This window comes from Streptomyces doebereineriae, from assembly GCF_031845645.1.
Taxonomy (GTDB): Bacteria; Actinomycetota; Actinomycetes; order Streptomycetales; family Streptomycetaceae; genus Streptomyces; species Streptomyces canus.
In genome coordinates, this window is sequence record NZ_JAVREZ010000009.1 from 163,603 (window position 1) to 183,031 (window position 19,429).

Genomic DNA, 19,429 nt, shown 5'->3' on the forward strand with positions numbered 1-19,429 from the left:
GCTGGCCGAAGGGTCCTTGATCGACGGGTCCGGAACTTCCGAGCGGCTGGACGTACGCGCGGTTCCAACAACGCGCGCAGCGGATTTTCTCCATCGAGCCGGAGTTGACGCTCCGGCACCCCTCGTTCCTCTTTGTCGGTCTGTTCCTATCCTTGTGTTCCGAACGCGTCCCGAACGCGTCCAAGATGGACGGCCTCAAGCAACGTGGGGGCCGTTCCCGCCAGCTCGCAAAAGGGTCTTGGACTCACCCGCAACGGATTCTCCTTCCGACACACAGCGGCACGTAGGCAACGACGCCTCCCCGGCAGCCGCCTGGAGAAAGGTGCCGAGAGGCGAGGATGCACGCGGGGAAGGCGAGGAGCAGTCAGGCCGCCCACCAGAAAGCCCAGGGCGCAGGTTGACTGAATGGTTGGTTCGACTCTGCGCGTGCGGCTGGGCGAGGGTGATGTGCCGCGTCAGGCCGCTTCGCCGACGAGGAGGCCCAGCAGGACGATGTCGAGCGCGCCGGCGAGTCGCTGGTGGAGGTCGAAGGAGGCTGGTTCCTCTCGGATCCAGCGCAGGATTGTCGTGAAGTAGCAGGCAGCCAGCAGTTGTCCGGCCTGGTCGCAGTCGACGTCCGCCCTGATCTCCCTGCGCTGCTGACCCTGTTCGACGATCCTGGCGAGTTCGATCTCCAGAGACGGGTCCTGGAGGAGGCGGCCGTACCGCGCGGAGGCGTCCATCAGGACGGTGGTCTCGGCGCGGGAGGCGACGTTGAGGTCGGCCATCTCCTTCAGGTAGCGGCGCAGTCCGTCGCCGACCGGCAGGTCCTCGGCGTGCTGGGAGCCGAGGATCTCGTTGACGCGGGCGCGGCGGCGGGCTCCCCATTCCTCGAGGAATCCGACCTTCTGTGAGAAGTGGTTGAAGACGGTGGCCCGGGCGACGTCGGCGGTTTCGGCGATCTGGTCCATGGTCGTCGCCTCGTACCCCTGGGTGACGAACAAGTGCAGTGCCGCGGCGTAGAGGTGGTCGCGCACCTGCTGTCGCTTGCGTTCCCGGCGTCCGGCGGGCGGTGCTGCGGGCGTGGACACCACTTCGCCTCCTGCCTCCGGGATCTTCATGGTCGTCAGTACAGCACATGGCCGCACGGGTATTGACGCCGCCCCACCACCTTCTTAGATTAGCGGCCATCGATGGACTCGAGTCCATCAATGTACTTAAGTCTCGCTATCTGACACGGGACAAGAACAGGAGGCAACGTGGCTTCCGTGATATTCCGGACAGGCTGTGTCGAGCTCGGACACGGCTGTTACGCCTGGATCGCGGGCGAGTCCGGATGGGGCATGAGCAACGCCGGGCTGATCACCGGCCGGGGCGAGTCACTGCTCGTCGACACCCTCTACGATCTGCGGCTGACCATGACCATGCTCGACGCGCTGACGCCGCTGACCGCCACCGCGCCGATCGCCACCGTGGTCAACACCCATGGCAACGGCGACCACTGGTTCGGCAACCAGCTCGTGGCTCACGCCGAGATCATCGCGGCCCGCGGGTCCGTGGCGGACATGCGTCAGGTGGGTCCGGCCGAGATGCTGGCGCTGACCAGCATGGAGAGCCCTGCCGGACGCTTCGCCCACCGGATCTTCGGCCGCTTCGACTACGCCGGCGTCGAACCCGCCCTCCCGAACCGGATCTTCGACGGTGAGACGACCCTGGACATCGGCGGCACCGAGGTCCGCCTCATCGACGTGGGCCCCGCACACAGCGCCGGAGACACGATCGTGCACGTGCCGCAGGCCCGGACGGTCTACACCGGCGACATCGTCTTCGCCGGAGCGGCGCCGATCGTCTGGCACGGCCCCTTCACCCGTTGGCTCGCCGCCTGCGACCTGCTGCTCGGCCTCGACGCCGACATCGTCGTTCCCGGCCACGGCCCTGTCACCACCAAACAGGCCGTCCGCGAGATCCGCGACTACCTCGAACACGTCCATGAGCAGGCCACCGCCCGCTTCACCGCCGGAATGCCGGCCATGGACGCGGCCCGCGACATCCGCCTGGGCCGCTTCGCAGACCTGCACGAGAGCGAACGCCTCGCCGTCAACGTGCACACCGTCTACCGGGAGCTCGACCCCACCCTGCCCCCACTCGACGGCCCCGGGCTGTTCGGCTGCATGGCCGAGCTCTGCCCACGCGTCTGACGACGCCCCCGCCTGCCCTGACGAGGCCCCACCCTCCGCGACCGGCGCACCGCCCCTCCCGATGCGCCCAACTCCCCGCCGTCCCCTCGGGCCGTACGTCCCGCCAACCCTGCCAAGGAGGAGACATGGTCTCCATCCCCGCCTACGACCCACCCGCCGCCCCGTCGTCCGATACCCCACCGGCCGCTACGGCACGCCACACCGGCACGATCATCGCCGCCTGTCTGGCCGTCTGCCTGGCCCAGATCGGACTGGTCCTGCCCGCCGCGATCAACGGCGTCATGCAGCGCACCCTCCACGCGTCCGGCGGAGAACTGACCTGGATCAGTGACGCCTTCCTGGTGCCCGCCGCCGTCCTCGCGCTGACCTTCGGCGTCGTGGGCGACCTGTACGGCCGTAAGAAACTGGTGGTGGGCGCGACGCTGCTGTCCGCCGTCGGCTACCTGGTGTCCGCCACCTCGCACTCGGCAGCCCAGTTGATCACCGGTCAGGCGATCTCCGGCATCGGAGCCGCCGCGCTCTTCCCCGCCTCCTTGTCCATGATCACCGCGATCACGACCACCTCGGCCGCGCGAGCCAAGGGGCTGGCCTCCTGGACCACGGCCCTGTCGCTCGGCGCCTTCCTCGCCCCGCTGATGTCCGGCGGGATCGTCGAGCACGCCTCCTTCCAGTGGGCGTTCGGCGTGACCGGCGTGCTCGCCGTGATCACCGCGGTGGGTGCCTGGCTGCTGGCCGCCGAGTCCAGTGCCCCCGAGGGCCGCTCGCTCGACTGGCCGGGCCAGATCGCCATCGCCGTGGCCATGCTCGCCCTCCTGTACGGCATCATCCAAGGCCCGTCGGACGGCTGGAGCTCGGCACCCGTCGTCGCGTCCTTCGTCGCCTTCGCCGTGTTCATCGTCGCGTTCGTGCTGGTGGAGCGCTGCAGCGCGGCCCCGATGTTGCGCCTGGAGCTGTTCCGCATCCCGGCCTTCGCCGCGTCGGCCGCCATGGCGGTGATCGGCATGTTCGGCTTCCTCGGCGGCGCGTACGACCTGAGCATCCGCCTCGGCGTCATCCAGCACCAGAACCCCTTCCCGGCCGCGGTGCCCTTCCTGGTCATCCAGGGCGTCACCCCGCTCATCTGGCCGCTGCTGGTCCGGCTGCTGCACCGGGTGGGCCCCGGCCCCATGCTCGTCACCGGGTTCGTCTCGCTGGCCGGCGCGCAACTGTGGCTGCGTGCGGTGCCGATCCACGAAAGCGGCCTGATCCCCCTGCTCGGGCCGCTCGTGCTCAACGGTGTCGGCTTCGGTCTGGTCGTCGCCGCCCTCACCGCCGCTGCCGTCAACGTCGTACCGCCCAAGCTGACCGGCATGGCGGGAGCCACCACCAGCCTGGTCCGCGACCTCGGCCAGACCCTCGGCCCGGCGGTCGTCGGCGCCGTCGCCCTCGGCATGGCCGCGCGTCAGCTCACCGGCAGCCTCGCCGACGCAGGCCTGACCCCCAAGGAGCACGGCATCGCGTCCGCCGTCCTGCACGAGGGCGGCCCGCTCGCCCTGCACAGCGCCGACCTCGGCCCGCTCAGCGCCAAGCTCGCCCCGTACACCACGGACGCCCTGGCCCACGGCTACAACAACGGACTGATCCTCACCGCCGTCGCCTGTGCGGCCGCCGCTGTGATCGCCGCCGTCTTCGTCGGCTTCGGGCCCAGCGGCACGCGGCCGGCCGAGGCGGAAGGGAGCGCGGCATGAGGTTCGCGACCTTCGTCCACGACGGGAAACCGCACCCGGGAGCCGTCACCGGCGACCATGTCCACCCGTTCGAACACCCCGTCGAACTGCTGGATCTGGTCATGGAGGGCGAGCGGTTCCTGCGCGGGGCGGGCGAACGCGCCCTGACCCGCTCCCTGCCGCTGCCCCTGGCCGACGTACGGCTGCTGCCGCCGCTGCAACCGCCGACCGTACGTGACTACATGACCTTCGAGAGCCATGTCTCGGGCATCGCCCAGGGATACGGCGACACCGTCCCCGATGAGTGGTACAAAGCCCCCGCGTTCTACTTCACCAACCCGTACGCGGTGATCGGCGCCCACGACGACGTGCCGGTACCGCCGGGTTGCGCACGCTTCGACTTCGAACTCGAAGTAGCCGCCGTCATCGGCAAGGCCGGCCGGGACCTGACCCCCGAGAAGGCACGCGACCACATCCTCGGCTACACGATCCTCAACGACTGGTCCGCCCGCGACCTGCAAGGCCGCGAGATGAAGGTCAAACTCGGCCCGGCCAAGGGCAAGGACACCGCAACCACCCTCGGCCCCTGGCTCGTCACCGCCGACGAACTCGAAGCCCACCGCAACCCGGAAGGCTTCCTCGACCTCGCACTGACCGTCCAGGTCAACGGCGAGACCGTCGGCCAGGACCGACTGGCCAACATGGCCTGGACGTTCGAGGAGATGGCGGCGTACGCCTCCCGCGGCACCTGGATCCGCCCCGGCGATGTCCTGGGCTCGGGCACCTGCGGCAACGGCGGCTGCCTGGCCGAACTCTGGGGCCGCAACGGCACCTTCGAACCCCCGCCGCTGGCCCCCGGCGACATCGTCACCATGACGGTCGAGGGCATCGGCACCATCAGCAACACCGTCGTCGAGGGCGTCGCCCCAATCCGTCTGCCATCTGCCCGCCGCAGGGGATGACCACCCGTACTCGTGGGGGCGGGCCGGAGTGACGGCTCTCCCCCGCCTGATGCCTCCACCCCCTGCGGTGTGCCGGAATTTGCGGGTGTTCGACGGGGTCCGGTTGTCATGCGCTGTTCTGGCGCTGCAGCACGTCACAGAGGGTAAGGAAGACCAACAGGTTGGGGAAGCCGACCGCGGGCAGAGCCATCCAAGGTCTCGCGTCGCCACGCCGATGGATGTGCAAGCTGCCGTTCTTCAGGTCGATCCGCTCGACCTCGCGCCATCCGAGCCGCCGACTACCCTTCCCGAGGCCTCCCGTGTTGATGTCGATGATGCCACCGAAGTCCACGCGCTCACCCGCATTGAGCCGACCCGCGTCCTTCTTCACCCGCGAGCGGCTGAATGTGTCGGTCAGCCCCTCGGTGAATGGGAGGACGCCGCCGTACGTGTTGTCCACGACGATCTGGCCACCGGCCTCCGGTACCACCAGCAGCCGGTATTTCATATAGCTGCCGAACTGCTTGACCACCTGTACGTCCTGCCTGGCGACCTGGTCGATCTCGTCCCAGCCCCACGCCTCCGGCTCATCGTCGGCAGTTTGACGCAGGACGCCGTGCTCGTACCAGGCGACCCATGTCTTCGGCGGCCTGCGACGCAGCAGGAACCAGCAGGCCAGCCCCAGCGCAAACGCCGCCATCGCCAGCATGGGCAGTCCGTTGTACCAGGTGCCGTCCTGGCGCTCGCCTTCGGCAGCGATCGCGATGCCGAAGGCGAACGCGCCCAGACCGACGAGCGACAGGGGAACGATCGCGGCCCATTCAGGACGCTTGGGGTTGTTCTCCACCAAACTTCCGAAAGCGCCGAGTCCCAGTTCCTGTGCAGCTACCGCCATGGCTCTCGGTCCCATGAAACGTCCCCTTGCCGTAATGGCTCAACGGGTCCAAATTATGGGCCACAGGCGGTATTTCAGCCACTGCCCCGGATCGCGCGGGCTGTCCGCAAGGGGCGGAGTGTACGGCCTGTCGAGGGGCGTTCGGGGAGGCTCTGTGCGGGAACGTGACAAGGCGATGACGATGGGGACGGTCGCAGGCTACGGCCGGTACGTGACGTTCGCATGCCCCGCCTACACCAACGCGGTCTTCGCCCTCGTGCCGATGGGCGTCCTCATGGGAGCGTTCTCGGCGGTCGGAGTCAAGCGCCTCCTTTCCGGCGGTCACGCATCGCCCGGCATGCTGCCCGTCATCGACCTGCTCGTGCTCACCGCGCTGTGCTTCGGCGGCGCAGCGGTGCTTCCCTTTCGTCGGCGGCCGGGTGGTCCCGTGCCTCGTCTGTACTGTTTCGAGGATGGCGTGGTGGTGGCCCACCGCGGTGTCCTGCGGTCCTTTCGCTGGTCCGAGGTCTCCATCACCAGCAGGAGCTGGCAGTCCGGAAGCGGGGAGTACCTCCGCAACGGAACGCAGGACATCGTGAAGGCACCGGACGGCAGCGTGCTCGTCACCTTCTCCGGGGAGGAAGCTGATCGCGCCCACGCCGACGAGATGGAGCGGCTGCACCACGAGGCGCTCAGGCGTGGTTCCGGGAATTCGTCCCGGGACAACGACACCTGACGGAGCGTCCAAGACCGCCCCCGTGGGCCTGCGAGCGAGAGAGGGGGGGTTGTGCAAGCGGAGAACAACGGCACGGAGGCGATCTCTGCCTTGGCCGAGCTGTGGCTGGAATCGCTTTTCGACGACCCGGCGACCCACGGCGGGCGTGATGTGATCTGCTCGCCTGCCGCTCTGTGGCTGGCACTGACAGCCTTGGAGGCCTGCGCGGACGGGGCTACTCGCGACGAACTGCGTGGAGTCGTCGGTCCGGTCGGTGCGCAGGGCACAGCGGTCCGCGAACTCGGTCGGAACGATGTGTTCGTCACCGCGACGAGGATGCTGAGCCAGGTTCGGCCACGGCCGGAATTTCACACGCGCTCGTACGGCATCACGGTCGGGCAGCCCGGCCTTGACGGCCCGAGTGGGCTGCACCGGTGGGCGCCCGGCACGAACGCCCCGCTCAGCTGGGCGCCGCAGCGTGCTGATCCCGCGCGCTGTGCCCTGCTCGTCAGCACGGTCGCGCTGGAGGCCGAGTGGGAGCGGCCCTTCGATCCGTGCTTCACGCGTGAGCTCCTGTTCACCGATGTGAGGGGAGTGGCTCACCCCGTGCCCGCCATGGTCGCGGAAGTGCCGGTCGAGGACGCCTGGACCCTCGTGCGGCCGCGCGGCCGGGTCACGGTGATCGAACTGCGGGCCCGTGCGGCGGGCGGGAGAGCGGTGCCCGCCGCGGGACCCGTCAGGGTCCGGTTCGCACTGGGTGAGAACCGGCAGGTCCCGCCCGCGGAGGTGCTGGCGGCAGCATGGGCCCCGGCCGCTCACGGGAAGGTACTCCGTGGGAGTCGGGCTACGGGACGCCCCGAGGCGGTGCTTCTGGAACTGCCGCGTCTCTGGCTGTCCGGCGACATCGATGCGTCGCCCCATCTGACCGCGCTGGGCGTGGACCGCGTCTTCTCGGCATCCGAACTTCCCGGGATGTTCTCCGAGCCCGTCCACTGCGAACGCGTCGTCCAGAGCTGCGTCGTACGGTTCGGCGAGGAGGGCATGTCCTCCAGGACCGCGGCCTGCCCGGCGGAGGACCGGTCCGGGGCGAACCGGAACTATCTAGACGGCCCCGGACAGCTGCTGCGGACGGTCCCGGTGCGCCTCGACCGGCCGTTCGCCGTCGCAGTGCTGGACGAGAGCGGCGTGATCCCCCTGCTCGGCGGTTACCAGGCCGGCCGTCCCGGGGCCCCGGTCCCCGGCCCACCACTCGAATGACTTTGAAGGGCCGGGGCCCTACAACCCTCGCCTGTGACGTCGGCGTACAGAGGTGCGCCTGGGGAAGAGGGGACGCACATGGTGAAGAAACGCGCACGCTCGGGCAGTTGGAGATCCGCCGCCGTCCTGCTCGCGGGGCTGCTGGGCGCGACGCTCGTGCCGGCCGCCCCGGCCGCCGCCGTCCCGGGCCGCAGCCGAGCCCAACAGCCGGCGTCGCCCTACCCCTGCCTGCGCACCAGACGTACCGGCATCTGCGCCCCCTCCGCTGCCCGCTCGGTACTCGACTGGCCGCGCCGTGGATGGCACCCCCATGCCCAAACAACAAACAAATGGGACAACGAACCGGCCCGGGGACACCGTCGGCGTGGACACGTCGGCGTCGCCCCGGCCCCTGCCTGGCCCCTGGATCTCGGTATCGAGCCTCAGGGCAGCCACCCCAGAGGCCGGCGACAACCTTGATCACCCACTCCGCCGCAGGTCAGAGAGGTTGAAGCTCCCCCGAGCGGCTCCGGACTCCAAAGTCGTGAGCAGCGGATTCAGTCCGTTGGGCGAAAGTTGACGCTCCAACACCTCACAAGGAACGTTTCCGCAGGTCAGAAGCCTACGCAGGTGGGGCGGGTGGGACTCGAACCCACGGCCGACGGATTATGAGTCCGCTGCTCTAACCGGCTGAGCTACCGCCCCATAGCGGCGTGTCGCGTACATGCGTGCGCGCCGTCTGCCGCAGCATAGCCGCTCATACGATCTCCTGCCTCGCAGGGGCGACTTCGCATGCCCTTGAGGACTACGCCGTGACCTGCACGGTTGCGGCGGACATGAAAAAGGACCCCATCGGGGTCCTCCTTCTTCCTGCTCTCCCGACTGGACTCGAACCAGTAACCTGCCGGTTAACAGCCGGCTGCTCTGCCAATTGAGCTACGGAAGATCGAAGCTCCCCCGACTGGACTCGAACCAGTAACCTGCCGGTTAACAGCCGGCTGCTCTGCCAATTGAGCTACGGAGGATTGCCTCGTCTGCATCGAACGTACCTCCCTGGGTATTCGCCAGGGGGCGGGCGCTCGCTGCGACACATACATTAGCGCAAGCAGGGGGGTGCTCCGCCAATCGGTTCCCCCGACACCGACATCGCACCGGAGACCTACACAAGGGAAGGGTGGCCGCCATGCGCTACAAGCTCACGTTCGTGGTCGGACTGACTCTGGGTTACGTGCTGGGCACCCGTGCCGGGCGCGAGCGCTACGAACAGCTGAAGAAGTCCGCCCGCCAGGTTTCCCAGAACCCCGCCGTCCGCAACACCGCGGAGACGGCGGCGCAGCAGGGCCGCCAGTTCGCCGGCAAGGCCTACCACGCGGTCAGCGACAAGGTCGGCGACCGGGTGCCGGAGTCCGTGACCCAGCGGGTGCGCTCGCTCCGGGACCGCAACCCGAACAGTGCGCCGGAGGACGACTGGGGCACCAGCAGCACTTGAAGCCGACAGTGACGCACACCACCCAGAGCCGCGGGGCTGTGCCGCCCCGCGGCTCCTCCGCGGGGTGCGACCGGTCACTGCGGTCCCGCGCCCGCGAATCCGTGCGCGCCCCTACGACGCTACGCCCATAGAATTTGCGCCATGGGGATAGTCGCCGGGTTGGACAGCTCACCCGATTTCACTCGCATCGTCGTCTGCGACGCAGACACCGGTGCCGTGCTCAAGCAGGGCTATGCCCCGCACCCGGTGGAAGGCGGCGGCCGCGCATCCGACGTCGATCCCCAGGCATGGCTCCTCTCCCTCGGTGAAGCCGCCGGCGGCGGTCTCCTCGAGGGCGTGCAGGCCATCGGCGTGTCGTCGCAGCAGAACGCCGTCGTACCCCTCGACGCCCAGGGCAACACCGTCCGTCCCGCCATGGCCGGCGGCGACAAGCGCGCGCAGGTCGCCGCGGCCGACCTCGTCGACGCGCTCGGCGGGCGCGAGGCGTGGGCCCAGGCGGTGGGGTGTGTGCCGCAGGCGGCGCAGCCCGTCACCAAGCTGCGCTGGCTGAACAAGACCGAGCCCGACGCCGCCCTGCGCACCGCCGTGCTCCTCCAGGCGCACGACTGGCTGGTGTGGCAGCTCCTCGGCCGTCCGGTCAGAAGGACCACCGACCGCGGCGGCGCCTCCGGCACCGGCTACTGGTCCGCGGCCACCGGCGCCTACCGCGCCGACCTCGTCGAGCTGGCCCTCGGCCACCAGGCGATGCTCCCCGAGGTGATCGGTCCCTCGGACGCGGCCGGTACGACCCCGGAGGGGCTGCTGATCTCCGCCGGGACCGGTGAGACCATGGCCGCCGCCTTCGGGCTCGGGATCGGGCTGGGCGACGCCGTGGTGTCGCTGGGCGCCTCCGGGTCCGTGATGGCCGTGCACCCCGAGGCCCTCGTCGACAACAGCGGGATGATCACCTCCCTGGCCGACGCGACCGGCATGCACCTGCCCGTCGTCACCACCCTGAACGCCGTACGGACCCTGCGCGGGGCCGCCGAGATGCTCGGCCTCAGTGATCTGGAGAGCCTGTCCGACCTGGCGATGAAGTCGACACCGGGCTCCCACGGCCTCGTACTGCTGCCCTATCTGGAAGGTGAGCGGACGCCGAACCTGCCGCACACCGCGGGGACGCTGAGCGGGCTGCGGCGGGAGTCGATGAAGCCGGAGCATCTGGCGCGGGCCGCGTTCGAGGGCATGCTGTGCGGGCTCGCCGACGCGCTCGACGTGCTGCGCGGGCGGGGTGTCGAGGTGCGGCGGGTCTTCCTGCTGGGGGCCGCCGCCGAGCTGTCCGCCGTACAGGCCGCCGCGCCCGCGCTGTTCGGCGCGCAGGTCGTCGTGCCGCAGCCGGCGGACTACGCGGCGATCGGTGCCGCCCGGCAGGCGGCCTGGGCGCTCGGGGTCTCGCAGGGCACGCTCGATCCGCGTACTCCGCCGATGTGGCAGGGCCCGGCCGCGCAGGTCCTGGAGCCCGGCGAGGAGCTGGCGGTGGGGCAGGCGGTGCGGCAGCAGTACGTGTCGGTGCGGGAGCAGACCTACCCGGGAGCGTTCCGGTAGGCAAGTGGCGGAACGTAAGAGTCCGGTAGGAGTCCGGGCCCACGAGGACCCGTAAGGCCGTACGAGGCACTGCTGTCGGCTTAATCGGTTGAGGTAACACGGGTGGGGTGTCCGACGATAGGGGCCAGGGGCAACCACTCGCCCCGTCGCCGACTCCGAGAGACGTAGCGTGCTCATACGACTTCTGCGGACCTATCTCAGGCCCTACAAGAAACCCATCACCATCCTGGTGCTGCTGCAGTTCCTGCAGACCTGCGCCACTCTCTACCTGCCCACGCTGAACGCGGACATCATCGACCACGGCGTCGTGAACGGAGACACCGGCTACATCCTGAGCTTCGGCGCCCTGATGATCGGCATCTCGCTGGTGCAGGTGGTGTGCAACATCGGGGCCGTGTTCTACGGCGCCCGGACCGCCGCCGCGCTCGGCCGGGACCTGCGGGCGGCGGTCTTCGACCGGGTGCAGTCGTTCTCGGCGCGCGAGGTCGGCCAGTTCGGTGCGCCCACGCTGATCACTCGTACGACCAATGACGTGCAGCAGGTCCAGATGCTGGCCCTGATGACGTTCACCCTGCTGGTGTCGGCGCCCATCATGTGCGTGGGCGGCATCGTGCTGGCGCTCGGCCTGGACGTGCCGCTGTCCGGGGTGCTGGTGGCCGTGGTGCCGACGCTGGGCATCTGCGTGACGTTGATCGTGCGGCGGCTGCGGCCCCTGTTCCGGTCCATGCAGGTACGTCTCGACACGGTGAACCGGGTGCTGCGCGAGCAGATCACCGGCAACCGGGTCATTCGGGCGTTCGTGCGCGACGCGTACGAGGAGGACCGTTTCCGGAAGGCGAACAGCGATCTGACGGAGATCTCCCTCAAGACCGGCAACCTGCTCGCGCTGATGTTCCCCGTGGTCATGACGACGGTGAACCTGTCCTCGATCGCGGTGGTGTGGTTCGGTGCCCACCGGATCGACAGCGGCGGGATGCAGATCGGTGATCTGACCGCGTTCCTCGCCTATCTGATGCAGATCGTCATGTCCGTGATGATGGCCACCTTCATGTTCATGATGGTGCCGCGCGCGGAGGTGTGCGCCGAGCGCGTCCAGGAGGTCCTCGACACCTCCTCCAGCGTGGTTCCTCCCCTGGCTCCCGTCCGCGAGCTGCGGCGGCACGGGCATCTGGAGATCCGGGGCGCGGGCTTCCGCTACCCGGGCGCCGAGGAACCGGTGCTCAAGTCGATCGACCTGGTCGCCCGGCCCGGCGAGGTGACCGCCGTGATCGGCTCGACCGGCAGCGGCAAGTCCACGCTGCTCGGGCTCGTCCCCCGGCTGTTCGACGCGACCGACGGCGAGGTGCTCGTCGACGGGGTGGCCGTCGCCGAGGTCGACCCCGTGCTGCTGGCCGAGACCGTCGGGCTCGTGCCGCAGAAGCCGTATCTCTTCGCGGGCACGGTCGCCACGAACCTCCGCTACGGCAATCCGGACGCCACGGACGAGGAGCTGTGGCACGCGCTGGAGGTGGCGCAGGCCAAGGACTTCGTCTCCGGGCTGGAGAACGGCCTCGACTCCCCCATCGCGCAGGGCGGCACCAACGTCTCCGGTGGTCAGCGGCAGCGGCTCGCCATCGCGCGCACGCTTGTGCAGCGCCCGGAGATCTACCTGTTCGACGACTCCTTCTCCGCCCTCGACTACGCGACCGACGCGGCCCTTCGCGCGGCGCTCGCCGAGGAGACCTCGGAGGCGACCGTCGTGATCGTCGCCCAGCGGGTGGCCACCATCCGCGAGGCCGACCGGATCGTCGTCCTCGACGAGGGCCGGGTCGTCGGCACCGGCACCCACCGCGAGCTGATGGCGGACAACGAGACCTACCGGGAGATCGTGCTCTCCCAGCTCACGGAAGCGGAGGCTGCCTGATGGCCGGGCCCATGGGGCGCATGATGGCCGGCACCGGTCCCGAGAACCGGTCGATCGACTTCAAGGTGTCGGGCAGGCGGCTGCTCGCCCAGTTCAAGCCGGAGCGGCTGACCCTTTACGCGATGCTGTTCTGCGTCGTGCTGAGCGTCGGCCTCAACGTGGTCGGGCCGAAGATCCTCGGCGAGGCCACCGACCTGGTCTTCGCGGGCATCATCGGACGGCAGATGCCTTCCGGCGCGAGCAAGGAGGAGGTCCTCGCGTCGATGCGGGAACGCGGCGACGGTCAGGTCGCCGACATGCTCCGCAGCACCGACTTCACGCCCGGCGAGGGCATCGACTTCACCGCCGTAGGACATGTGCTGCTGTTCGCGGTCGGGGTGTTCCTCGTCGCTGGGCTGCTGATGGCGGTGGCGACGCGGCTGGTCAACCGGACCGTCAACCGCACGATGTTCCGGATGCGCGAGGACGTGCAGACGAAGCTGTCGCGGCTGCCGCTGTCGTACTTCGACAAGCGCCAGCGCGGCGAGGTCCTGTCCCGGGCGACGAACGACATCGACAACATCGGGCAGACCCTCCAGCAGTCGATGGGCCAGCTCATCAACTCGCTGCTCACCATCATCGGTGTGCTCGCGATGATGTTCTGGGTGTCCTGGCTGCTGGCCCTGGTCGCGCTGGTCACCGTGCCGCTGTCGTTCGTCGTCGCCACGCGCGTGGGCAAGCGCTCGCAGCCGCACTTCGTGCAGCAGTGGCGCACCACGGGCAAGCTCAACGCCCACATCGAGGAGATGTACACCGGGCACACCCTGGTGAAGGTGTTCGGCCGTCAGGACGAGTCGGCCGCGCAGTTCGCCGAGCAGAACGAGGCGCTGTACGAGGCCGGGTTCAAGGCGCAGTTCAACAGCGGGGTCATGCAGCCGCTGATGATGTTCGTCTCGAACATCAACTACGTGCTGGTGGCGGTCGTGGGCGGGCTGCGGGTCGCGTCCGGCTCGCTGTCCATCGGTGACGTGCAGGCCTTCATCCAGTACTCCCGGCAGTTCTCGATGCCGCTCACGCAGGTCGCGTCGATGGCGAACCTCGTGCAGTCGGGTGTCGCCTCGGCCGAGCGGATCTTCGAACTCCTGGACGCGGAGGAGCAGGAGGCGGACCCGGTGTCGAGCGCGAAGCCCGAGGAACTGCGCGGACGGGTCGCTCTGGAGCATGTCTCCTTCCGCTACGACCCCGAGAAGCCGCTCATCGAGGACCTTTCGCTGAAGGTCGAACCCGGACACACGGTCGCGATCGTCGGCCCCACGGGTGCGGGCAAGACCACCCTGGTCAACCTCCTCATGCGGTTCTACGACGTCTCGGGCGGGCGGATCACCCTCGACGGCGTGGACATCGCCCGCATGTCCCGGGACGACCTGCGCGCCGGGATCGGCATGGTGCTCCAGGACACCTGGCTGTTCGGGGGCACGATCGCGGAGAACATCGCGTACGGCGCCTCGCGGGAGGTCACTCCGGGCGAGATCGAGGAGGCGGCCCGGGCGGCCCACGCGGACCGGTTCATCCGGACCCTTCCCGACGGCTACGACACCGTGATCGACGACGAGGGCAGCGGGGTGAGCGCGGGTGAGAAGCAGCTCATCACCATCGCCCGGGCGTTCCTGTCCGACCCGGTGATCCTGGTGCTGGACGAGGCGACGTCCTCGGTGGACACCCGTACGGAGGTCCTGATCCAGAAGGCGATGGCCAAACTGGCCCACGGCCGCACGTCGTTCGTGATCGCGCACCGCCTGTCGACGATCCGCGACGCCGACACCATCCTGGTGATGGAGAACGGCTCGATCGTCGAACAGGGCACGCACACGGACCTGTTGGAGGCGGACGGGGCGTACGCACGGCTGTACAAGGCACAGTTCGCGCAGGCGGTGGCGGAGGTGGACTAGGCGCGTGGGGGCCGTTCCTCGTGTGAGCGGCCCCCTTCGGCGCCGTCGAAGGCGAGCTCCGCCGGGACGGCCTCGTCCAGGGCGTGGATCAGCCGCCGTCCGCCCCGGTACCAGGCCGGGTCGCTGCCGATGTCACAGCCGCACCGGCCGATCAGGACCCGCTCGGGGCCCCACCGTTCCAGTGCGACGACATCGTCGAATCGGAGCGCGTGATAGGCGCCGGTACGGCATGTCACCACCGAGTCGGGCGTCAGAACCGTCCAATGGCGTTCTCCGGCACGGCGGAACGCTCGTTTCACCAGGGGCTCGCGGAACGCCTCACCCCACGGCGGGAGTTCGTCCCAGGTCCAGCAGGACGTGCACCACAGCCGGCGGCCGTCCGGTCCGGCCAGGTCGAGGAGCAGGCCGTCCGGTACGACCAGCTGGGCCCCGGCCATGGCCCGCTGCCAGGCGTCCCGCACGTCGCCGGGGGTGACGCCCTCCATGAGACCAGGGGTCCCGAACAGTTCGGTGCGGGCGGCCGCATCGAGGGTGCACGGCTGGGCCCCGGCACTCTCCGGGCCGCCGCGGTACCGATCCACCTCGTCCTGCGCGGGTTCGATCCTGGCCAGGCGCAACGCCTCCGACCACACCGTCGCGGCGACCTCCTCGGCGTCGTCGGTGGTGGCCGGGGTGAAGAGCAGCCGGACGTCGGCGTCGGTGTCGTGCGGCACCGTGGCCGCCTCGGCCGGAGCGGCGGACGTCGAGCGGCGGGCGAGGGCGGCGGTCATTCGTTCCCGGAGGATCCGGTGGGCGACCGCCACGGCCGCGGACCCGGCGGGGGCCTCCACGGAGACGGCGACGCCCTCGATCGTCCGGTGGGTCCAGGAGGCGCGCGGGTAGCGGGCCTCGGGTGCCGAGTGGTGCGGGCGTTCGCCGGGCGGCAGCGGTAGCCGTAGGCCGACGGGTTCGGGCCCAGCCAGGGTCAGGACGGCGTTGGCGCGGGTGAACCAGGTCGCGGCGTGCGTCCGCAGCATGTCCGGGGTCGGCGGTGGGCAGGAGGCCCATTCCTGCCCCAGCAGGCCGGTGGCCTGCGCCCCGTACCGGGCGTTGAGGGCGGCGGCAGCCAGCGGGTGGAGGGACACGGCCGCCTCGTCGCAGCTGTACGCCGTCTCGTCGGGCCGGTCGGGGGGCGGCTCGCCCAGGGCACGACAGAGGGTCCTCAGTATGTCGGCGACTTCCTGAGGGGTGCCCGAGACGGTGAACCGGGTTTCGTCGACTCCGGTGGACACGACGACGGGCTCCGCTGTTTCGGGGAGCCGTCGTCGTGTCTCGTGCGCCGCGAGGGCGGCGACCAGGCGAGTGACGTCCCGCGTGCGACACGTCTCGTCACGGGCACCGACGCCGAAGCGCAGGGTGGCCTGGAGCGGTCCGGGCCGGGAGGACCTCAGAACGGGTACGCCGTCGACGTGGCTGTGGTGCACCTTAGCCAGAACATCCGTTCGCCCTGCGGGCGGCCGACCTAGTCCAGATAGCCCCGGAGCTGATCCGCAAAAGCGTGATCCCGCAGCTTGTTCAGGGTCTTCGACTCGATCTGGCGTATCCGCTCCCGGGTCACTCCGAAGATGCGGCCGATCTCCTCCAGGGTGCGGGCGCGGCCGTCGGCCAGGCCGTACCGGAGTTGGACGACCTTGCGCTCGCGTTCGCCCAGGGTCGACAGCACCGCCTCGAGGTGCTCCCTGAGCAGCAGGAACGCCGCCGACTCGACCGGCGAGGCGGCGTCGCCGTCCTCGATGAGGTCGCCGAGGGCCACGTCGTCCTCCTCACCGACCGGCGCGTGCAACGACACCGGTTCCTGGGCCAGGCGCAGGACCTCGCTGACGCGCTCGGGGGCGAGGTCGAGCTGGTTCGCGACCTCTTCCGGGGTCGGTTCGTAGCCGCGTTCCTGGAGCATGCGGCGTTGGACGCGGACGACCCGGTTGATCAACTCGACGACGTGGACCGGGACTCGGATCGTCCGGGCCTGGTCGGCGAGGGCCCGGGACATGGCCTGGCGGATCCACCAGGTGGCGTAGGTGGAGAACTTGTAGCCGCGGGCGTAGTCGAACTTCTCGACCGCCCGGATCAGGCCCAGGTTTCCTTCCTGAACCAGGTCGAGCATGGTCAGGCCGCGGCCGACGTACCGTTTCGCGACGGACACGACGAGACGCAGGTTCGCCTCGATGAGGCGGCGCTTGGCCATGCGGCCCAGCACGACCAGGCGGTCCAGATCGAGCGCCAACTGACTGTCCAGGTCGGGGGCGTTGCTCAGCTTCTCCTCGGCGAACAGTCCGGCCTCGACCCGGCGGGCGAGGTCGACCTCCTCGGCCGCGGTGAGCAGCGGGATACGGCCGATCTCCCGCAGGTACTGGCGGAACAGGTCCGAGGACGGGCCGCCGGTGTCGACGCGTCCGCGGGGCGGCTCGGGCGGTTCGACCGGCTCGGTCTCCACGTTCTCGAGGGCTTCCGCGGGCGGCGTGTCCGGCTCCGCCTCGGGGTGGTGCGCGACACGGCTCTGCGGGGGCACCGCGACGAGTACGTCGGTCTCGGCGTCCTGTTCTGTCGTGTCGTCCGTACCGTTCTCGGTCTGTGTCAGGGTCTGGGTCTGCACGGGGGCGACCTCCAGGATGATCGCTGCCAAGGAGTGCGGCAGCGGTACTTCGGGGGCGGAGTCGGCGGCCTCGCCGCTGTCCGTCCCGTACGCGATGAGCGGAACCGCGGGGGTCTGGGACCCGCTGGGGGCGGATCGGCCGCGCTCCGAGGACTCAGGCACCGGACCCAGTGTGGAGTACGACACATCGCCGCCACGAGGGGCGTGCGGGGACTTTTTGAGTCCGGTCCGTGACCGCCTGGTTACTTTGCCTTACGAGTAGGCAGACCAACGGCCGCGAAACCACTTGAAAGGCGTACGGGAACCGGCGCTACAGAGCGGCCGCGCCCTGCTCCCGCAGTGCCTGGCCGTACTGCTGGAGGACCCACACCTCGTTCTGTACGGCGGCCAGGTGGGCCGGGTCGCCGCCGGAGCCGAGGCGGATCAGGGTGCCCTGGATCTCCTGGATGCGGCGGTCGACGGCGCGGCGGCGGACGGTGACGAGCTGGTCGCCCGCGTAGTTCTCGTCGACCGTCTTGCGCATGATCGCCTCGACGGCCAGCTCCGTGACCATGGCCCGGACCGCGTCGTCGGGGGCGGCCTCGCGGACCCGGACGAGGTAGTCCTGGGAGTCCTGGACGCCGTACTCCGCGCCGCCCGCGTCCATGATGGCCTGGCGTACGGCGGCGTAGGGCGGGGCGGTGAACTCGTCGATGCCGTACGCGTCGAAGGCCGGGGAGACCAGCTCGGGGCGCTGGAGGGCGAGTTTGAGCAGCTCGCGCTCGGTGGCGTAGACGGGGTTGCGCAGGGTGAGGGCGGGGCCGGAGACCGCGGGACGGTGGGCTCCGTCGTACGACGGCTGCTGCGGGCCGCGTCCCGACGGGGCCGGGCCCCTGCCGCCGCGGTCGCGGGCCCAACGGGCCAGCTGGGCCACCCTCTTGACCACGAACTGGGTGTCGAGGATGCCGAGCATGCCGGCGAGCTGGACGGCGACCTCGTGCTGGGCGCCGCTGTTCTTGATGCGGGCGACGATCGGGGCGGCCTCGTCGAGGGCCGCGGCGCGGCCGGCGGGGGTGTCGAGGTCGTAGCGGACGACGATCTGGCGCAGCGCGAACTCGAAGAGCGGGGTGCGGGGTTCGGCCAGGTCGGCGACCGCCTCGTCGCCCTTGGCGAGGCGCAGCTCGCAGGGGTCCATGCCGTCAGGGGCGATCGCGATGTAGGTCTCGGCGGCGAACTTCTGGTCGTCCTCGAAGGCGCGCAGGGCCGCCTTCTGGCCGGCCGCGTCGCCGTCGAAGGTGAAGATCACGCGGGCCGAGCCGTTGTCCATGAGCAGCCGGCGCAGGATCTTGATGTGGTCGCTGCCGAAGGCCGTGCCGCAGGTCGCGATCGCCGTCGTCACGCCGGCGAGGTGGCAGGCCATCACGTCGGTGTAGCCCTCGACGACGACCGCGCGGGACACCTTGGCGATGTCCTTCTTGGCGAGGTCGATGCCGTAGAGGACCTGGGACTTCTTGTAGATCGCCGTGTCGGGCGTGTTGAGGTATTTCGGGCCGTTGTCCGCTTCGTAGAGCTTGCGCGCGCCGAAGCCGACGACGTCTCCGCCGATGTCGCGGATGGGCCACATCAGCCGGCCGCGGAAGCGGTCGATGGGGCCGCGGCGGCCCTCCTGGGAGAGACCGGAGAGCAGGAGCTCCTTGTCGGTGAACCCCTTGCCGCGCAGGAAGCGGGTGAGGTGGTCCCAGCCCTGGGGGCTGTAGCCGACGGAGAAGTGCGCGGCCGCGGCCTGGTCGAAGCCGCGCTCGGCGAGGAACTGGCGGCCGGTGTCGGCCTCCGGGCCGGTGGCCAGCTGCTCCATGTACCAGTCGGCGGCGATCTTGTGGGCCTCGACCAGGCGGATGCGCTCGCCGCGCTGGTGGGAGGGGTTGTAGCCGCCCTCCTCGTACCGCAGGGTGATGCCGGCCTGGCCTGCCAGGCGCTCGACCGCCTCGGAGAAGGTGAGGTGGTCGACCTTCATCACGAACGTGATGGTGTCGCCGCCCTCCTGGCAGCCGAAGCAGTGGAAGAACCCCTTGCTCGGGCTGACCTGGAAGGACGGCGACTTCTCGTCATGGAAGGGGCACAGGCCCTTGAGGTTGCCACCGCCCGCGTTGCGCAGCTGGAGGTACTCGGACACCACGGCGTCGATCGGGACCGCGTCCCGTACCGCCTTCACGTCCTCGTCGTTGATCCGTCCTGCCACGCGTGAAGTCTACGGGGAGGTACTGACAC

The 19,429-nt window shown here is 69.8% G+C and carries 14 protein-coding genes and 3 tRNA genes; 9 read left to right on the plus strand and 8 right to left on the minus strand.

The window, feature by feature from the left end; translation table 11 throughout:
• Positions 1-455 precede the first annotated feature (455 nt).
• The gene (locus RNB18_RS25965; RefSeq protein ID WP_311716530.1) at positions 456-1,070 is read right to left on the minus strand and encodes a TetR/AcrR family transcriptional regulator; all 615 of its coding nucleotides are present in this window, start codon (positions 1,068-1,070) and stop codon (positions 456-458) included.
• Positions 1,071-1,238: 168 nt separating this feature from the next.
• Here RNB18_RS25965 and RNB18_RS25970 point away from each other — a divergent pair, with 168 nt between their 5' ends.
• The 3 genes from RNB18_RS25970 (at position 1,239) to RNB18_RS25980 (ending at position 4,845) form a co-directional block, all read left to right on the plus strand.
• On the plus strand, positions 1,239-2,177 hold the full coding sequence (locus RNB18_RS25970; RefSeq protein ID WP_311716531.1) for an MBL fold metallo-hydrolase: 939 nt from the start codon (positions 1,239-1,241) through the stop codon (positions 2,175-2,177).
• Between the two features lie 125 nt (positions 2,178-2,302).
• Positions 2,303-3,904 carry an MFS transporter gene (locus tag RNB18_RS25975; protein WP_311716532.1) on the plus strand — a complete coding sequence of 534 codons (1,602 nt, stop codon included), beginning with the start codon at positions 2,303-2,305 and terminating at the stop codon, positions 3,902-3,904.
• The gene (locus RNB18_RS25980) at positions 3,901-4,845 is read left to right on the plus strand and encodes a fumarylacetoacetate hydrolase family protein (protein ID WP_311716533.1); all 945 of its coding nucleotides are present in this window, start codon (positions 3,901-3,903) and stop codon (positions 4,843-4,845) included. The genes RNB18_RS25975 and RNB18_RS25980 overlap by 4 nt, the downstream gene beginning before the upstream one ends.
• A 106-nt stretch (positions 4,846-4,951) precedes the next feature.
• On the opposite strand, the gene RNB18_RS25985 is transcribed toward RNB18_RS25980, so the two are convergent.
• A complete protein-coding gene (locus tag RNB18_RS25985; RefSeq protein ID WP_311716534.1) occupies positions 4,952-5,719 on the minus strand; it encodes a DUF6585 family protein in 768 nt (255 codons plus the stop codon).
• Positions 5,720-5,900: 181 nt separating this feature from the next.
• Between RNB18_RS25985 and RNB18_RS25990 the strand changes: the two genes are divergently transcribed.
• Together RNB18_RS25990 and RNB18_RS25995 are read left to right on the plus strand one after the other, a co-directional pair.
• Complete coding sequence (locus tag RNB18_RS25990) at positions 5,901-6,434, plus strand: hypothetical protein (protein WP_311716535.1); 534 nt, start codon at positions 5,901-5,903, stop codon at positions 6,432-6,434.
• 51 nt (positions 6,435-6,485) lie between these two features.
• A complete protein-coding gene (locus RNB18_RS25995) occupies positions 6,486-7,670 on the plus strand; it encodes a serpin family protein (protein WP_311716536.1) in 1,185 nt (394 codons plus the stop codon).
• Between the two features lie 610 nt (positions 7,671-8,280).
• Here the strand turns inward: RNB18_RS25995 and RNB18_RS26000 are convergent.
• The 3 genes from RNB18_RS26000 to RNB18_RS26010 all read right to left on the minus strand — a co-directional run bounded on the left by RNB18_RS26000 (position 8,281) and on the right by RNB18_RS26010 (position 8,674).
• Positions 8,281-8,354, minus strand: a tRNA-Ile gene (locus RNB18_RS26000).
• A 168-nt stretch (positions 8,355-8,522) separates the two neighbouring features.
• Positions 8,523-8,595, minus strand: a tRNA-Asn gene (locus RNB18_RS26005).
• Between the two features lie 6 nt (positions 8,596-8,601).
• Positions 8,602-8,674, minus strand: a tRNA-Asn gene (locus tag RNB18_RS26010).
• Positions 8,675-8,832: 158 nt separating this feature from the next.
• Between RNB18_RS26010 and RNB18_RS26015 the strand changes: the two genes are divergently transcribed.
• From RNB18_RS26015 to RNB18_RS26030, 4 genes are all read left to right on the plus strand, one after another.
• Positions 8,833-9,138 carry a YtxH domain-containing protein gene (locus RNB18_RS26015; protein ID WP_311716537.1) on the plus strand — a complete coding sequence of 102 codons (306 nt, stop codon included), beginning with the start codon at positions 8,833-8,835 and terminating at the stop codon, positions 9,136-9,138.
• A 141-nt stretch (positions 9,139-9,279) separates the two neighbouring features.
• Positions 9,280-10,722, plus strand: coding sequence for a xylulokinase (locus RNB18_RS26020; RefSeq protein ID WP_311716538.1), 1,443 nt, complete (start codon positions 9,280-9,282; stop codon positions 10,720-10,722).
• 169 nt (positions 10,723-10,891) lie between these two features.
• Positions 10,892-12,625, plus strand: a complete 1,734-nt coding sequence (locus RNB18_RS26025) for an ABC transporter ATP-binding protein (RefSeq protein ID WP_311716539.1) — start codon at positions 10,892-10,894, stop codon at positions 12,623-12,625.
• On the plus strand, positions 12,625-14,553 hold the full coding sequence (locus tag RNB18_RS26030) for an ABC transporter ATP-binding protein (protein ID WP_311716540.1): 1,929 nt from the start codon (positions 12,625-12,627) through the stop codon (positions 14,551-14,553). Before RNB18_RS26025 ends, RNB18_RS26030 begins: the two co-directional genes overlap by 1 nt.
• Here RNB18_RS26030 and RNB18_RS26035 read toward each other — a convergent pair.
• The 3 genes from RNB18_RS26035 to dnaG form a co-directional block, all read right to left on the minus strand.
• Positions 14,550-16,016, minus strand: a complete 1,467-nt coding sequence (locus RNB18_RS26035; protein ID WP_311716541.1) for a hypothetical protein — start codon at positions 16,014-16,016, stop codon at positions 14,550-14,552. The genes RNB18_RS26030 and RNB18_RS26035 overlap by 4 nt on opposite strands.
• A 38-nt stretch (positions 16,017-16,054) precedes the next feature.
• Complete coding sequence (locus RNB18_RS26040; RefSeq protein ID WP_266382389.1) at positions 16,055-17,344, minus strand: RNA polymerase sigma factor; 1,290 nt, start codon at positions 17,342-17,344, stop codon at positions 16,055-16,057.
• A gap of 148 nt (positions 17,345-17,492) precedes the next feature.
• Entirely contained in the window at positions 17,493-19,400 is a 1,908-nt protein-coding gene (gene dnaG, locus RNB18_RS26045) for a DNA primase (RefSeq protein ID WP_311716542.1), read from the minus strand.
• Positions 19,401-19,429 lie beyond the last annotated feature (29 nt).

What these genes read in the sequence shown, in the direction of transcription:
- RNB18_RS25975 (WP_311716532.1), top strand. Translation starts at nt 2,303, where the DNA reads ATGGTCTCCATCCCCGCCTACGACCCACCCGCCGCCCCGTCGTCCGAT.
- RNB18_RS25980 (WP_311716533.1), top strand. Translation starts at nt 3,901, where the DNA reads ATGAGGTTCGCGACCTTCGTCCACGACGGGAAACCGCACCCGGGAGCC.
- RNB18_RS25985 (WP_311716534.1), bottom strand. Translation starts at nt 5,719, where the DNA reads ATGGCGGTAGCTGCACAGGAACTGGGACTCGGCGCTTTCGGAAGTTTG.
- RNB18_RS25990 (WP_311716535.1), top strand. Translation starts at nt 5,901, where the DNA reads ATGGGGACGGTCGCAGGCTACGGCCGGTACGTGACGTTCGCATGCCCC.
- RNB18_RS26015 (WP_311716537.1), top strand. Translation starts at nt 8,833, where the DNA reads ATGCGCTACAAGCTCACGTTCGTGGTCGGACTGACTCTGGGTTACGTG.
- RNB18_RS26020 (WP_311716538.1), top strand. Translation starts at nt 9,280, where the DNA reads ATGGGGATAGTCGCCGGGTTGGACAGCTCACCCGATTTCACTCGCATC.
- RNB18_RS26030 (WP_311716540.1), top strand. Translation starts at nt 12,625, where the DNA reads ATGGCCGGGCCCATGGGGCGCATGATGGCCGGCACCGGTCCCGAGAAC.